The sequence below is a fragment of the Streptomyces sp. NPDC102467 genome, from assembly GCF_044765445.1.
Lineage (GTDB): Bacteria > Actinomycetota > Actinomycetes > Streptomycetales > Streptomycetaceae > Streptomyces.
Genome location: NZ_JBIWKA010000026.1, coordinates 58,617 through 71,980 on the forward strand (window position 1 = coordinate 58,617; position 13,364 = coordinate 71,980).

The window sequence follows — 13,364 nt, forward strand, 5'->3', positions numbered from 1 at the left end:
GCAGTCGCCGGGCCGTCGGTGTCGAGGCGGCCGAACCGCCCCCCTGTTACTGAGTTTGTGGACGTGATGTCGTAAGGGCTGACAGATGGTGTCGGTCGCGGTACGCCCGAGCTATGAGGTATCCGCAAGGTGGTGGTCTGACGGCCGAGCGACGGGCGTTTCGTGAACGCGTCCGGCTGGAAGCGGCCGACCTGTTCGCCGCGGGACACGACAACGTGAGGGTGGCGAAGCAGCTCCGGGCCAGCGTGCGCTCGGTGCAACGCTGGCGCCATGCCTGGCGGACAGGCAAGGAAGCTGCCCTGCACTCCAGGGGCTCGGCGGCCCGGCCCAAGCTGAGCGAGAAGCTGTTCGCGGTGCCGGAGGAGGAGCTGGCCAAGGGGCCCCTCGCGCACGGCTGGGAGGACCAGACGTGGACCCTGGAGCGGATCAAGACACTGATCGGGCGCCGCTTCCACAAGACCCTCACCCTCTCGACCATCGCGCAGATACTGCGACGTCACGGCTGAAGCCACCAGGTGCCGGCGAAACGGGCCCTGAAGCGCGATGAGGAGAAGGTGACCGGCTGGGTGAAAGACACGTGGCCGCAGGCGGAAGCACCGCGGCGGCGCTCGGGGCCTTCATCGTCTTCGAAGACGAGGCCGGGTTCTCGATGACGCCGCCCACCTCCCGCACCTGGTCCAGACGCGGGCACACGCCGGTGATCCGGGTACGGGGACGTTCCCAGCGCCTGTTCTCCATCGCCGCGCTGACCTGCTACAAGCCCGGCGAACGCTCGCGTCTGATCTTTCGGCCCAAACGGCACGTCGATCACAAGCGCGGCGGCCGACGCAGCTTCACCCGGACCGACTGCCGCGACCTGCTGACCGACGCCCACCAGCAGCTCGGCGCCCCGATGGTACTCATCTGGGACAACTTGAATGTGCATCTCGATGCCCGCCTGCGGGCCTTCACCGACGCCCGCGACTGGATCACCTCAATCCAACTGCCCTCGTACTCGCCCGACCTGAACCCGGTCGAAGACATCTGGTCCCTGGTGCGGCGTTCCGGACAGTGCAACACCGCGTTCACCGACCCCGACCACCTGATCCGAGTACTCCGCCGAAGACTCCACGAGATCCAGTACCGCCCCGAACTCATCGACGGATGCCTCGCCGCAACCAGACTCACCCTCACGACATCACGCCCACAACCTCAGTAACGCCTCACTCACGCCGGAAAAACTGACCTCACCGACGCGACAGCACTCGCGGACCATGCAGTTGTGGCACCGGACCGACAGCCCATCCGCCGACACCACCAGCGGCCTGTCCCGCAGTAGCCCGTACACCGCGGCCCGAGGGGCCGCGGGTACCGGTCGGTCAGTTCTCTGACGGGATCCGTGCCGCGATCTCCCGGGCGAACCAGTCCGCCTCCAGCGACAACTCCTCCAGCCCATCCCCCGCAATCAACTGAAGCAGGCGCAACAGGTCATGGGCTTCCTCCAGAGTGAGCATCTCCAGACGGCGAGCGGCGTCCTGGGCGGGAAGGAGGCTGGTGATGACGTTGCTCATGCGTCGATCATCAGCCGCGGCCCCCGGTTCGCGGGCCTGCAGAGGGGATCATCCACCCGCATGGAGGCATGCGTTCTGACAGGCCTCCCCGGCACGGCCTCCAGCTCCCCACGGGCTGGTGTGCGAAAGCCGCGGGGGGAACTGTCCGAGTCTGACTCTTCGGCTGTGGGCCTGTTGCGAAAGTGCTGGTCAGCGCACGAGCAGGTCGATCACGCCAGTCAGGTCCTCCTCGCCGCTGCCCTCGGCCAGGCGGCGGCGCATCAGCTCGAAGTAGGGGGTAAGCAGTTCCGGGCTGACACCCTGCTGCTCTGCGGTGCTCAGGAAGGTCGGCGTGCCCGCCACCTGCATGGCGAGGTTGGAGACAACGCCCTTGGTGTAGTCGCCGGTGCGCAGATGGTCGCCGGTCTGGTGAACTGCCGGGGCCATCGCGACGAGCCAGTCGGCGAGCAGCGGGGCGAGCGCCGTGGGGTCGATGTCCTCCTTGCGGATCAGGGCGAAGGCGTGTGCAGCCCCGGCGAACATGCCGTACATGGCGCTGAGCAGGGCCACGTCGTGCAGGGCCGCAAAGCCCGTGTCCTCGCCGACGTAGGTGGTGCCGGCCGGGACTGCCAGCGTCTTCTGGTGCCGCTCGAACAGCTCCCGCGAGCCGCTGTAGAAGACGTAGCCGCCGGCTTCCGGGACGCCGATCATCGGAGGGACGGCCATGATCCCGCCGTCCAGGTAGCGGGCGCCGCGCTCGCAGGCCCAGTCGGCGCGGGCGCGGGCCTGGGCTGGGGTGCTGGTGGTCAGGTTGACCAGGTCCCTGTCGGATAGGTCGGCGCCTGCCAGTACCTCTTCGACCGAGGTGTCGTCCAACAGACAGGCAACGACCAGGGTATTCGCCGCGACTGCCTCAGCGGCACTGTCCGCGACGCGTGCCCCTTCGGCGGCGAGTGCCACGGCGCGGGCCGGGCTTCGGTTCCAGACGGTGAGCGGGTGGCCGGCGGCAAGCCAGGTACGGGCCAGCGCGGTGCCCATCGCACCAAGGCCCAACAGCGTGAGGGGAGTCTTCTCAACAGTGTTCTGTGCCATGCCGATTAGGGTGGTCACAGGCCCGGCGGCAATCAAGTACGCACTTGGTAGTGGGTGGTTACCCCGGGGTGAGCGAGCACGTCAGAAGGGTGGGGCATGACGACGCTGAACCGGCCGGGTGCACCAGAGGGACACGTCTGCGGGATCGACACCGCGATGGAGGTGATCGGCGGTAAGTGGAAGGTGCTGATCCTCTGGGCGCTCCACGAGCACCCCTACCGCCGCTTCGGCGAGCTGCGTCGACTCCTTCCCGGCATCACCGAGAAGGTGCTGGCCTCCCACTTGCGTGAGCTGGAAGCGGACGGTGTCGTGCACCGCGTCTCCTACGACGAGGTGCCGCCCCGCGTCGAGTATTCGCTGACCGACGACGGCATGCGCCTCAACGACGCACTCCGGCCACTGGCCGCCTGGGGCCGCGAGCGGCCGACCGCTCGAGGGCTGGAGGAGAAGGCAGGCTAAGGCCCGGGGTGAACGCGCTGGTCACAGCCATTCGTTGATGGCCGCGACTTGCCCGAGGCACTGTGGCCACGGCTCACGATCAAGCGCGTGTCCTCGGCCCCTACAGGGTTACGCTTCGACGCTGTCCGGGCCGGGGTCGCGCAGGGGGTTGGGGTGACCGCAGTCCCAGCACTTCACAATCTCCGGAAGGATCTCGTACCTGATGCCGGGCTGTCCGAAGGAGCCGTCGATGCGGTAGCCGCCGCAGTTCTGGGGGTGGCATGGAAGGGCTTGTCGTCACAGCGAGGGCAGTTGCCGTCGGCGCTCGTCTGGTCGATGCGGGTCACTCGGGCGTCTGCGCTGCCGCAGCGGACGCAGAACGCTTCGTGGTTCGTCATGGTTCTGGTCTACAGCAGAGACGGTGCTGCGCAACACAGTGTCGGACGCGGACGGCGACAAGAGCACCGAGACCTTCGAGGTCTGGACGACTGACGCCAGCGGGAACGCGAAGAACAAGGTCAAGCTGGTCGACGACGACTACGGCGTCCTCGTCTCTCCTGCCGTCGCATCCGGCAGCACCGCCGAGGTAACTGTCCCCGCCGGCAAGCTGAAGCCGGACGTCACCTACACCTTCCACACGTCCGCATTCGACGGCCACCTGTACGAGACCACCTGGTCTCCGTGGGCCAAGTTCCTCATTGGGGCCTATGAGCTCGTAACACGATCTTGAGTGAGTGCCCTGGTCGAGCGTGTCCGGCGTGACGATCCGGCCGTTGACGGTCGTGTGAGTACTCGGCCGTGGATCGTGGACGATGACCGGTGGGAGCTGATCGAACCGCTGCTGCCGCCCTGGCCCGAGCGGTCGCCGGGGCCGAAGCCGGTGGACGACCGGCTCTGTCTGCAGGGCATCCTGTACGTCCTGCACCAGGACATCGCCTGGCAACTCCTTCCCCCGGAGCGGGGGTTCGGCTCCGGACAGACTTGCTGGCGACGGCTGGAGCGATGGCAACAGGCCGGCGTCTTTGACCAACTGCACCGGGTCCTCCTCGCGAAGCTGCACGCGGCCGGCGAACTCGACTGGTCCCGCACATGCGTGGACGGCTCCCACGTCCGCGCGAAAAAGGGGGAACCGCAACCGGTCCGTCGCCGGTCGACCGGCGCAAGACTGGCAGCAAACACCACCTGATCTGCGACGGGAAGGGCACCCCGCTGCATGTCATCACCACCGCCGCGAACGTCAACGACATCACCCAGACCCTCGCGCTGGTCGACGGCATCCCGTCGGTGGCCGGACGGCCGGGCCGTCCCCGCCGACGTCCCGAGGCCGTGCTCGGCGACAAGGCGTATGACTCCCGGGCCGTGCGCCGCGAACTGCGCAGGCGCGGGATCCTGCCGGTGATCTCCCGTAAGGGTTCCCCGAATATCAGGGGCCTGGGCAAGCTCCGCTACGTTGTCGAGCAGACCTTCGCCCTGCTCCACCAGTTCAAACGCCTCGCCGTCCGCTGGGAACGACGCCTCGAACTCCACGAAGCCTTCGTCTTGTTGGGGTGCAGCCTCATCTGCCTCAGACGGCTGAAGAAGGCCGGATCGCAGTACCGCGTCACAAGACTATGAGGTCGCCGTGCTTCCTGGTGAAGGGGAGGCCTCGCGACACCGTCGGATGAGCTCGGTCGTGGAGACGCCGGCTGTGTACCGTACAAGGCGCAGCTTCCCCACGTCGGCCACTGGACCGAAGACTTCTTTGAGCGCGTCAGCCGTGAGGTCGTCCCCGTGCACGACCACGTCGATGCCGTGGTGGTCCAGGAAGTCGATCGTTACACGGTAGGGCGCGTTCGGAAGCACCACATCGACGTACCGGCATGCCTCGATCACCGCCACCCGCTCTGCCAGCGTCATGATGGGCTTGCGCTTGTACGCGGCCACGTCCTCCTCAGAGAGCACTCCGACGATCAGCCTCTCCCCGAAAGCCCGCGCGGCCCTGAGCAGAGCGACATGCCCCGGGTGAAACAGGTCCCCGACCATGTCGACGTAGACGTTCCCGTACTCAGTCACACCTGTTGCCCTCTCGACGGCTCCAAGCCGACCAAGACTGGGCCAACCGTCCCGCTCCGTCAACCACCCTCCATCGACGCCGAAGCGTCTGAAGAAGGCTCACCCAAGATCCTGTTACGAGCTCATAGAAGCGCGTGCCGACCTTGCCTCCACCGGGCCCGGTTGACAGCAGGGACCCCGCCAGGGGCCCCTGCGCTGCCCTCGTCAGGCCTGGGATTCCCTGACGCGGAAGAGCTGGTTGAAGTGGCCGGGGCCGTCCGTCGGAGCCAGACGCAGCGCGGCGTAACGGTCGTTGGTCGCGGGGGTGATGGCGAGCCCGTCATCACCCTCAGGGCGGATGGTGAAGGCGTCGCCCGAGCCTGAGTGCCGTGAGGCTGGAAACGGCCCACTATTGCCGATCTATCTCCATGTTCCGTCGGCTGATCAGCGGTGGGACCCAGTCCCGACACAACGGTTCAGTCAACATCAACGAGAATCAGGGACCACATCCATGACAGGACAACGACTTGACGGCAAGGTCGCGCTGATCACGGGCTACAGCTCAGGGCTTCAGAGGGCTGACGGCGTGACCGAAAGCCCCCACCCTGTCTGGCTCAGGACTCAACATGGCTCGCACGCTACCCGACCGGTTCCCACCAAGGCACCAGGGTTTCACCGGCCCTGGCCTGCGTCACCAACGTCATGTCCCGCAACATCTAGTGCTGCGCCGCGGAAGTTTCGCCGATGGTTATTGGCTCGTTGACCGTGCATGGTGCTTAATCCTGATGATCGCCGTGTGCTGGAGGCGCGAGTGCGGGCGGATACCACTCCGCAACTCGACGCCCGGCGTGCTCGGATAGTCCTGCTCGCCACCGCCGGGTACTCGACTCGGCGGATAACCGAGCTCGTGCGGGTGGACGTCTCGACAGTGGTCCGCCGGCGGGACCGCTTCGCTCGGGAGGGGATGGCCGGACTGAAGGACCGGCTGCGCTCGGGCAGGCCGCCCGTCTACGGGCCGCAGGTGAGACTGCGGATCGTGGCAGCGGCCATCAGTAGCCCGCCGCGCCCGTACGACGGATGGTCGCACCGGTTGATCGCCAACCACGTGGCGGACACCGGCATCTCCGCCTCCCAGGTCGGACGCATCCTGGCCAAGCTGCAACTCAAGCCGCACCGGGTCCGCGGCTGGCTGACCCGGCCCGCCGATCCGCAGTTCTTCACCAAGGCGGCCGAGGTGTGCGCCCTCTACCGCCGCCGCCCACCGGGCTCGGTGGTGCTCTCGGTGGACGAGAAGACCGCGATGGCCGCCCGCTCCCGCGAGCACCCTGACCGGCCGGCCGGCCCAGCACGGGTGCGCCGACGAGAGTTTGAGTACGTCCGTCACGGCACCGTTTCGGTCACCGCTGCCCTGGATGTGCATACCGGGCAGGTCATCGTGGAGGAACTGCCGCGCAATGACTCCGCGCACGTCACCCGGTTCCTGAACCGTCTGGAGCAGTGCATCCCGGCCGGGCTGATGATCCATCTGATCCTGGACAATGGCTCCTCGCACACCTCCAAGGCCACGCGGGCCTGATTGATGCACCATTCGCGGATCTTGGCGCACTACACCCCCAAGCACGCCTCCTGGCTCAACCAGGTCGAGGTCTTCTTCTCTCTGATGGCCCGCGCTGTATTGCGCCACGGCGATTTCGCTTCTTGCACCGACCTGCTGGACACGGTCACCGACTTCACCATTGTCCACAACGCGACGGCTCGTCCGTTCCGTTGGAATTACGAGGGCCGGCCCCGCCAGACTGGGATCGAGAGCGCCGCCGTTGCGAAGGAACCGTGCCATGCCCGTTGACTCCGTCCTGCAGATCAAGGTCACCCTGGCCGATGTCCGCCCGCCGATCTGGCGGCGGCTGCAGGTCCCGGCCGACCTCACGCTCGACCGCCTGCACCTGGTGATCCAGCAGGCGATGGGCTGGGAGAACTACCACATGCACCTCTTCCAGACCCCGACCGGCGACTACGGGCACCGCGACAGCGAGCTCGGGCACCGCGACGAACGCAAGGTTCCGCTCCACACGGTGGCACCCACAGTCGGGGACAAGATCAGCTACACCTACGACTTCGGCGACGACTGGGTGCACCGCATCGAAGTGGAGAAGGTGCTGCCCAAGGAACCGGGCACCGCCTATCCACGCTGCGTCACCGGCCGTCGGGCCTGCCCGCCCGAGGACTGCGGCGGCGCATGGGGCTACGCGAACTTCATCGAGGCCATCACCGATCCCGGGCATGAAGAGCACGGCGAACTCCTGGAGTGGGTCGGCGGCGCCTTCAACCCCGACCAGGTCGATGTTGAGGACATCAACAAACGCCTTGCCACTCGGTAGCCAGCGGCGGAACTTCCGCGGTGCAGCACTAGGCGGCGACCGGGACGGGGTATGCCGGGAGCTGCCAGTCGCCGCCGCGGTCCTCCTTGGAGAACCGCGCGACCAGGTCGGGGATGCGGAGGAAGCAGGCGAGGGCAGTGGCCGTCTGGAAGGCGCTGATCGCCTGCTGGTTCGTGGGCATGCCGACGCGGAGCAGGCGGGGGTTGACCTCGGCCTGGATCTCGTTGACGAAGGGCCGCAGGACGCGATCGTAGTTCGCCAGGGCGGAGGGCAGATCGTCTGCGTGCCGGTTGACCTCACCGGCCAGGACGTAGGCGCCGACCAGGCCGCCGGAGATGCCCATGCCGCTGTAGGGAGAAGCGCAGTGCGCGGCGTCACCGGCCAGGACCACGCGGCCCTTGGACCAGGTATCGGTGCGTACCTGGGCGATCTCCTGGGAGTAGAAGAACGGACTCGTCTTCATGCCCTCCACGAAGCGCTCAGTCTGCCAGCCTGCGTCATAAAAGCGGTCGGCCCAGAACTTCTGCTGCTGCTCGACGGGTGCGCGGTGGATGGCGGAGGCTTCCGCCGACTCCTCGCGCATCACGAAGTACACCTGAGTCTCGGTCGCGTTGTGGCTGCGCCGCATGATCTGGCGGCCGCCCGGGATCATGTAGGTGTCGCGGATGTTGCTGTCGGAGGCGATGCGCGGGACGAACCAGTAGGCGATGTGGATGCCGACGCGCCAGTACGGGTCGAAGCCCTCGGGCAGGAGCGCCCGCCGGATGTGTGAGCCCTGTCCGTCCGCGCCGATCAGCAGGTCGTACTCCCCTGAAGTGCCGTCGGAGAAGCGGGCGGTGACGTGGCGCTCGTCCTGGTCGAAGCCGTCGACGCTCTTGCCGAAGATGTACTCGGTGTCGTCCTTGGTCGCGTCGTGGAGGATGCGCACCAGGTCGCCGCGCATGATCTCGTACTCCGAGGTGAGGGTCTGCCTTCCTTTGCCGGAGGTGTTCGCCATGATCGTCGCCTTCGGCTTCCCGCGGGAATCGACGAACGCGACGCCCGCCTCGTCCACCAGCCGACCGCGCACGGTCTCCAGCAGCCCCATGCGCTCGACCGCCTCGATGCCCTGCCCGCGCAGGTCGACCTGGGCTCCGGAGGCGCGCAGCGTCGAGAAGCGTTCGACGACCGTCACCTCGTGACCGCCGCGGGTGAGCCAAAAGGCCAGCGTCTGTCCGGCGACACCGCCACCGGCGACGAGAACCCGCAGAGCACGCTTCGTGATCTTGTTCGGCATGACACTCGCCCCGAAATCTATCGGTGATTGATTCCTTTTCAGAGTCTTCTATCGCCGATAGAATGTCAACGTGACCAAGATGAACCGTGAGACCGTCGTCACTCAGGCGCTGGACCTGCTCGACGAAGTGGGCCTGGAAGACGTCAGCACCAGGCGGCTGGCGAAACGGCTCGGCGTCGAGCAGCCGTCGCTCTACTACCACTTCCGGACCAAGAAGGACCTCTTGGCGGCCATGGCAGCGGCCGCCATGGCCCCTCACACCACCGCACCGCTCCCGACGCCCGAGGACGACTGGCGCGAGTGGTTCCTGGAGAACTCGCGCAGCCTCCGGCGCACCCTGCTGCAGCGCCGCGACGGCGCACGCCTCCACGCAGGCAGCGCCCCGACCGGCGACCTCGACCGGATCCGGCGCAAGATGCACTTCCTCGTCGCCTCCGGAGTGCCTGAGAAGGCCGCGCAGATGGCGATGCTGGCCGCCAGCCGGTACACGGTCGGCTGCGTGCTGGAGGAGCAGGCGGACACAGGCCAGACGGAGGACCTGCCGGCCGATGTCCCGGCCCTCGACCACGAAGCGGCATTCGAGGCGGGCCTTGATCTCGTCCTTGGTGGCCTCCTGCAGCACGCCGCCCCGACCGACTCCACGCTCCACCCGGAACCCGAACGCTGATCACCGCAGCGCCACCGGGATGGGCCACTCCAGACACCACGCTCCGGGCCACCCGTGCCTCGCCGACGGTGAACACCCAGTTGGCGGACGCTGCCAGATGGCGCGCGCAGTGACATTTGGGGCGGTGGTCACGTTAGAGGCCGGTGACTGAGTCGGGGCCGCAGTAGACGGCTACCGTCCTGCCGGGCCGGTGAGTGAGGCGGGCGACCGCGTCTTCGCCGATGGCCCGTCGCGAACGAGGGGCCATCGGCTGTCAGGCGTCGATATTCAACCAGCGTCCGCACCGACCAGCACGCCGCCCAACTCCGCGACTGCGCGGACACCTTAGCCAAACCTGCCGAGTTCGTTCCCCAGCCGCTGGCCGAACGGTTCCGCAAGAACGCCGCCCGGCTGCGGGACTTCGCCGACCAGCACGACCACACCCGACCCGAATCACCCTTGACAAAGACAACGCGTGACCCCCGCCCTTGACGAACGCGACTGCATCCGGGCTGCGATGGACCGCATCCTCTCCGGCAAACCCGAGCGCTCCACCGGCGCACTCACCATCGTCGCCCTCGCCCAGGAAGCCGACGTTCCCAGAAACGCGCTCACCCAGCGACGTCTGGACCTGAAGAACGAGGAGACGCCCGCCGGCTTCGACAGAAAACGCCCCCGTTCCGCGTGACATTCGGCCCCGCTCACGCCCCGCGCGAGCGTGAACCAGCCCGGTGCAGGTTCGGCCAGCCAGCCCCGCGTGACCAGGCGTTTCGCCTTCGACCTCAGCGCCTCCACCTTGGCCGGCACCACGTCCATGCCCAACAGGACGGCCATCTCCTGGCAGGTCAGCGGGTCCCGACTGAGACGGCCCCGGTCCGCGAGCGCGGCCAGGATGCGCTGATAGTCCGCCGACAATGCCGTCCAGGCCAACCCCTCGCGCCACACCGGAACCTGCGACTTCGGCTTCGCCGCCACGGGCACTGACGCCTGCACCTCGACGTCCGTCCCGGCACCGCCTGGCAAGTCGGTGACCACCACGTCGGCTGGACGCCCGCCCGGCGCGGAAAGCACTGCACCAACACGCTCGCGAGCGATCGTCCACTCCATCCACTCCTGCTCGGCCGTCGCGAGCTCGGCCTGGATCCGGTCGGCTTCCTCGCGCAGCCCGTCCACACGACGACGCGCGGCAAGCTCGTGCTGTTCCGGCAATCCGACAACCGACGGCATTCACGACCTCCACGGGAACGACGAAACAACGATCCATCACTCCCACGCTGACACCACCCATACCCCTGACCAGCGAAAACGCAGTCGTCAGACTCGGAAAGACAACAGCCTCTTAGCTTGATCTTTAACCTGTGCGACCGTAGTGCCGGTCGAGTGTCTCGGCGCGTTTGACGGTCTTTCCCGGTGTATGGCGGGGTGCTCTCGTGCGGTTGCTCGATCCGACGGGGCGTCCCGGGCCGGGGCGGGAGGGTTTTGGTGCGGCCGTGGGGCGGGGTGTCTTCGCGCGGATGTTGCGGAATACTCGCCGCACCCGGGCAGGCGTCAACTTGTGTGCGGGAAGCGGCCGTTCCCAGGGGCGGCGCAGATCCTGTGCGGCCGGTCGGGCGAGCCACAGCTGGGTGTGCGCGGCGATGATCAGTGCCGTCCACAGGTCGGCGCTGGCGGGGTCCCGGAGCTTGGGCACGGTCCAGCCCAGTGTCTGCTTCAGCAGGCGGAAGGTGTGTTCCAGATCGAATCTGCGCAGGTAGGCCCTCCATAGCTGGTCAACGTGGGCGGGATCGGCTCCGGGGTGTGAGGACCACAGCCACACCGGGTCGGGGTCCCGGCCACCGGGCAGACGCTCGACACTCAGGCGGATCACGAGGCCGTGCAGGATAGGAAGTTCCGCGTTCTGGTCCGTGATCCACGCCGAGCGGCGGGTGAGGCGGGGGTGGAGCCGGTCCCATGCCCAGGCGGTCGCGGTGCCGTAGCGCGTGGTGTCGGTCCGGGTCTCGGTCTGCGGATCGCCCCAGGAGCCGGGCCTGGCCAGGGCGAACGGGGCTCCGTGCATGCGCGGGCGGCCCGGCCGTGGCTGGGCGTTGTGCGGCGCCGGATCGCGAGCCATCACACGGTCCGAGCGCAGTCGGCCGCAGACCTCCACGGGCAGGTCGGCGAGCAGATGAGCCAGGCGTGCCAGGTCATAGCCGGCGTCGGCGACGACCAGTAGATCAGGGCTGCCGTCGCTCCAGTGGCCAGCTGCAATCAACTGCACCACGATGTCGTGGAGTTGCGCGGCGGTGGCGGCTGCGGCGTCGTCAGCAGGGCCGAGCCGGAGGGCGTCCAGCAGGCGGCACCAGGAGGTGCGGCCGGACTCCAGCACGGCGACGAAGGAGTAGGGCCAGCCGGGGATGAACTGGTCCTTGCTGCGACCGCGCCCGTAGACGTGGCAGAAGAGCCGGTCGGCACTGGTCTCGGCGTCCGGCCGCAGCCAGGTCGAGACGTCCACAGCCAGCACGATCCGTCCGTCGACCGCGCGGGGTACGGGCAGCGAGGCCAACAGGCTCCGCAGGCGGGCCGGTTCGGCCCAGCCGGCGTTCAGTGCCTGGTAGAGAGCGCCGTGACCGCGCCGGTGCTCGGCCTCCAGGCTGAGGTCGACCAAGGTCTGGACGGGCCCGTCCTTGCACAGGACCGCGTCGGTGAGTTCGAAGAGGGCATCGGCGCGGGCGTACAGACAGTCGTAGAACTCGACCCGAAAGCGGGACAAGACCTCCAACGCATCGCCGGCAGGTCCAGAGACAGAGACACTCATACGCAGCGGCCGTTCTCTCGCACTTCGTTACTCGACATCTCGAAGCGTGGAGAACGGCCGCCTCGGTTGTCCTGCGAAGAACCGCAGATCAGCAGGTCGGGTGACGCCCGAGGTTAAAGATCAAGCTTAGACGAGGCAGGGCTGGCTCATCTCAAGAACCTCGTCGGCATCACCGCCACCCGCCCTCCGGCGCGTACGCCCAGCGTCCAACGCCTGCGCCCCGGTCTCCACCGGCTCCTCGACTCCCTGGACAACGTCCTTCCCGCCCTCATCCTGGGACGCCGATCAGCCGTCCTGGGAGCGAACCGGATGGCCAGAGCCCTGTTCGCGGACTTCGACGCCATGCCAGCCACCGAACGCAACTACACCCGCTGGCTCTTCCTGGACCAGGACGCGCGCGACCTGTTCGTCGACTGGGAGGTACAGGCCCGTGCCGCGGTGGAGAACCTGCGCCTGGACGCGGTCCGCGCGTCGGAGCGGCAGGCCACACAGGCGCTCGTCGCCGAACTGCGGGAACGGAGCGACGACTTCGACCAGTGGTGGCAGCAGCACCGCGTGCACCAGCGCACGCACGGCTCCAAGCGGCTGCGGCACCCCTTGGTCGGTGAACGCACCGTGGAGTACGAGACTCTCGCACTGCCCGGGGACAGCGAGACCACCCTGTTCCTCTACACCGCCGAAGCCGGATCGGCGCCCGCCAGGCGCTGAGCCTGCTGGCGTCATGGGCCCTGACGAAACCCTCGGCCCCCGCGGACCAGCCGCGCCACTGACCCCAGGGGAGCGCCACCTGTGTATCGCCCGGCGCGGACGTTGCCCTGCCCGCACGGCGCCGACGCGCCCCGCTGCCGCCCGCCCACACCCCTGCCAAGCCCGGCCGTTACCGCCAGGCACCTGCCCCGACGATGGCCGAACCATGCACCCTCCCGCGGCGAATCGCAGCCGCAACGGAGCTTTCGCCTGCCGTGACGTGTCCTTCAACAGCCGGTGCGAGGCCCCGTCTCCCTTCGCAGCCACGCCCCCGCAGGCAGCTACTTGCTGTCGCCTTCTCGGAACCAACCGGCGATAAAAGTGATCATCACCAATACTGGAGTTTCCCCGTGATCTCGGACACGTGATCGTTATGCCGCGAGGGTGTGTTGATGCCGCTGCCTTGTCTCGGCGGGAGTGAGGTAGCCGAAGG

At 67.7% G+C, this 13,364-nt stretch carries 14 protein-coding genes and 2 pseudogenes; 10 read left to right on the forward strand and 6 right to left on the reverse strand.

The window, feature by feature from the left end; genetic code table 11:
* The first annotated feature begins 113 nt into the window (after positions 1–113).
* Both ACIREE_RS38635 and ACIREE_RS38640 read left to right on the forward strand, forming a co-directional pair.
* Positions 114–506: a helix-turn-helix domain-containing protein gene (locus ACIREE_RS38635; protein WP_404163398.1), complete on the forward strand. Its 393-nt coding sequence runs from the start codon at positions 114–116 to the stop codon at positions 504–506.
* A 143-nt stretch (positions 507–649) separates the two neighbouring features.
* Positions 650–1,198 carry a transposase gene (locus tag ACIREE_RS38640; protein WP_404163446.1) on the forward strand — a complete coding sequence of 183 codons (549 nt, stop codon included), beginning with the start codon at positions 650–652 and terminating at the stop codon, positions 1,196–1,198.
* A gap of 160 nt (positions 1,199–1,358) precedes the next feature.
* On the opposite strand, the gene ACIREE_RS38645 is transcribed toward ACIREE_RS38640, so the two are convergent.
* Entirely contained in the window at positions 1,359–1,550 is a 192-nt protein-coding gene (locus ACIREE_RS38645) for a DUF6417 family protein (RefSeq protein ID WP_404163401.1), read from the reverse strand.
* A 189-nt stretch (positions 1,551–1,739) separates the two neighbouring features.
* Entirely contained in the window at positions 1,740–2,621 is an 882-nt protein-coding gene (locus tag ACIREE_RS38650; protein WP_404163404.1) for an NAD(P)-dependent oxidoreductase, read from the reverse strand.
* A 96-nt stretch (positions 2,622–2,717) separates the two neighbouring features.
* Between ACIREE_RS38650 and ACIREE_RS38655 the strand changes: the two genes are divergently transcribed.
* From ACIREE_RS38655 to ACIREE_RS38665, 3 genes are all read left to right on the forward strand, one after another.
* A complete protein-coding gene (locus tag ACIREE_RS38655; protein WP_404163408.1) occupies positions 2,718–3,080 on the forward strand; it encodes a winged helix-turn-helix transcriptional regulator in 363 nt (120 codons plus the stop codon).
* A 400-nt stretch (positions 3,081–3,480) separates the two neighbouring features.
* The gene (locus ACIREE_RS38660; protein ID WP_404163412.1) at positions 3,481–3,789 is read left to right on the forward strand and encodes a hypothetical protein; all 309 of its coding nucleotides are present in this window, start codon (positions 3,481–3,483) and stop codon (positions 3,787–3,789) included.
* A gap of 72 nt (positions 3,790–3,861) precedes the next feature.
* A protein-coding gene (locus ACIREE_RS38665; RefSeq protein WP_404163448.1) for an IS5 family transposase occupies positions 3,862–4,673 on the forward strand; the annotation gives its coding sequence in 2 pieces (ribosomal slippage) (positions 3,862–4,177 and positions 4,177–4,673; 813 coding nt in all).
* Here the strand turns inward: ACIREE_RS38665 and ACIREE_RS38670 are convergent.
* Complete coding sequence (locus tag ACIREE_RS38670) at positions 4,668–5,174, reverse strand: adenylyltransferase/cytidyltransferase family protein (protein ID WP_404163415.1); 507 nt, start codon at positions 5,172–5,174, stop codon at positions 4,668–4,670. The genes ACIREE_RS38665 and ACIREE_RS38670 overlap by 6 nt on opposite strands.
* A gap of 685 nt (positions 5,175–5,859) precedes the next feature.
* Here ACIREE_RS38670 and ACIREE_RS38675 point away from each other — a divergent pair.
* The 3 genes from ACIREE_RS38675 to ACIREE_RS38685 are packed head-to-tail and all read left to right on the forward strand — an operon-like array spanning position 5,860 to position 7,468.
* Positions 5,860–6,666: an IS630 family transposase gene (locus tag ACIREE_RS38675; protein ID WP_404163418.1), complete on the forward strand. Its 807-nt coding sequence runs from the start codon at positions 5,860–5,862 to the stop codon at positions 6,664–6,666.
* A gap of 21 nt (positions 6,667–6,687) precedes the next feature.
* Positions 6,688–6,936 carry a hypothetical protein gene (locus ACIREE_RS38680; protein ID WP_404163421.1) on the forward strand — a complete coding sequence of 83 codons (249 nt, stop codon included), beginning with the start codon at positions 6,688–6,690 and terminating at the stop codon, positions 6,934–6,936.
* Positions 6,926–7,468: a plasmid pRiA4b ORF-3 family protein gene (locus tag ACIREE_RS38685; RefSeq protein ID WP_404163424.1), complete on the forward strand. Its 543-nt coding sequence runs from the start codon at positions 6,926–6,928 to the stop codon at positions 7,466–7,468. The genes ACIREE_RS38680 and ACIREE_RS38685 overlap by 11 nt, the downstream gene beginning before the upstream one ends.
* Before the next feature lie 28 nt (positions 7,469–7,496).
* On the opposite strand, the gene ACIREE_RS38690 is transcribed toward ACIREE_RS38685, so the two are convergent.
* Positions 7,497–8,744, reverse strand: a complete 1,248-nt coding sequence (locus tag ACIREE_RS38690; protein WP_404163426.1) for an FAD-dependent monooxygenase — start codon at positions 8,742–8,744, stop codon at positions 7,497–7,499.
* 79 nt (positions 8,745–8,823) lie between these two features.
* Between ACIREE_RS38690 and ACIREE_RS38695 the strand changes: the two genes are divergently transcribed.
* Positions 8,824–9,411 (forward strand): TetR/AcrR family transcriptional regulator C-terminal domain-containing protein, encoded by a 588-nt coding sequence (locus ACIREE_RS38695; RefSeq protein WP_404163451.1) that lies wholly within the window; start codon positions 8,824–8,826, stop codon positions 9,409–9,411.
* A 675-nt stretch (positions 9,412–10,086) separates the two neighbouring features.
* Here ACIREE_RS38695 and ACIREE_RS38700 read toward each other — a convergent pair.
* A pseudogene (locus ACIREE_RS38700) lies at positions 10,087–10,617 on the reverse strand (hypothetical protein); the annotation flags it as partial.
* Positions 10,618–10,741: 124 nt separating this feature from the next.
* The gene (locus ACIREE_RS38705; protein ID WP_404163429.1) at positions 10,742–12,184 is read right to left on the reverse strand and encodes an NF041680 family putative transposase; all 1,443 of its coding nucleotides are present in this window, start codon (positions 12,182–12,184) and stop codon (positions 10,742–10,744) included.
* 126 nt (positions 12,185–12,310) lie between these two features.
* Here ACIREE_RS38705 and ACIREE_RS38710 point away from each other — a divergent pair.
* A pseudogene (locus ACIREE_RS38710) lies at positions 12,311–12,954 on the forward strand (transcriptional regulator); the annotation flags it as partial.
* Between the last annotated feature and the right edge of the window lie 410 nt (positions 12,955–13,364).

Excerpts from the sequence above, each read along its gene's own strand:
- ACIREE_RS38705 (WP_404163429.1), bottom strand. The coding sequence starts at position 12,184 with ATGAGTGTCTCTGTCTCTGGACCTGCCGGCGATGCGTTGGAGGTCTTG.
- ACIREE_RS38635 (WP_404163398.1), top strand. The coding sequence starts at position 114 with ATGAGGTATCCGCAAGGTGGTGGTCTGACGGCCGAGCGACGGGCGTTT.
- ACIREE_RS38650 (WP_404163404.1), bottom strand. The coding sequence starts at position 2,621 with ATGGCACAGAACACTGTTGAGAAGACTCCCCTCACGCTGTTGGGCCTT.
- ACIREE_RS38640 (WP_404163446.1), top strand. The coding sequence starts at position 650 with ATGACGCCGCCCACCTCCCGCACCTGGTCCAGACGCGGGCACACGCCG.
- ACIREE_RS38655 (WP_404163408.1), top strand. The coding sequence starts at position 2,718 with ATGACGACGCTGAACCGGCCGGGTGCACCAGAGGGACACGTCTGCGGG.
- ACIREE_RS38645 (WP_404163401.1), bottom strand. The coding sequence starts at position 1,550 with ATGAGCAACGTCATCACCAGCCTCCTTCCCGCCCAGGACGCCGCTCGC.
- ACIREE_RS38690 (WP_404163426.1), bottom strand. The coding sequence starts at position 8,744 with ATGCCGAACAAGATCACGAAGCGTGCTCTGCGGGTTCTCGTCGCCGGT.
- ACIREE_RS38685 (WP_404163424.1), top strand. The coding sequence starts at position 6,926 with ATGCCCGTTGACTCCGTCCTGCAGATCAAGGTCACCCTGGCCGATGTC.
- ACIREE_RS38695 (WP_404163451.1), top strand. The coding sequence starts at position 8,824 with ATGAACCGTGAGACCGTCGTCACTCAGGCGCTGGACCTGCTCGACGAA.
- ACIREE_RS38675 (WP_404163418.1), top strand. The coding sequence starts at position 5,860 with ATGGTGCTTAATCCTGATGATCGCCGTGTGCTGGAGGCGCGAGTGCGG.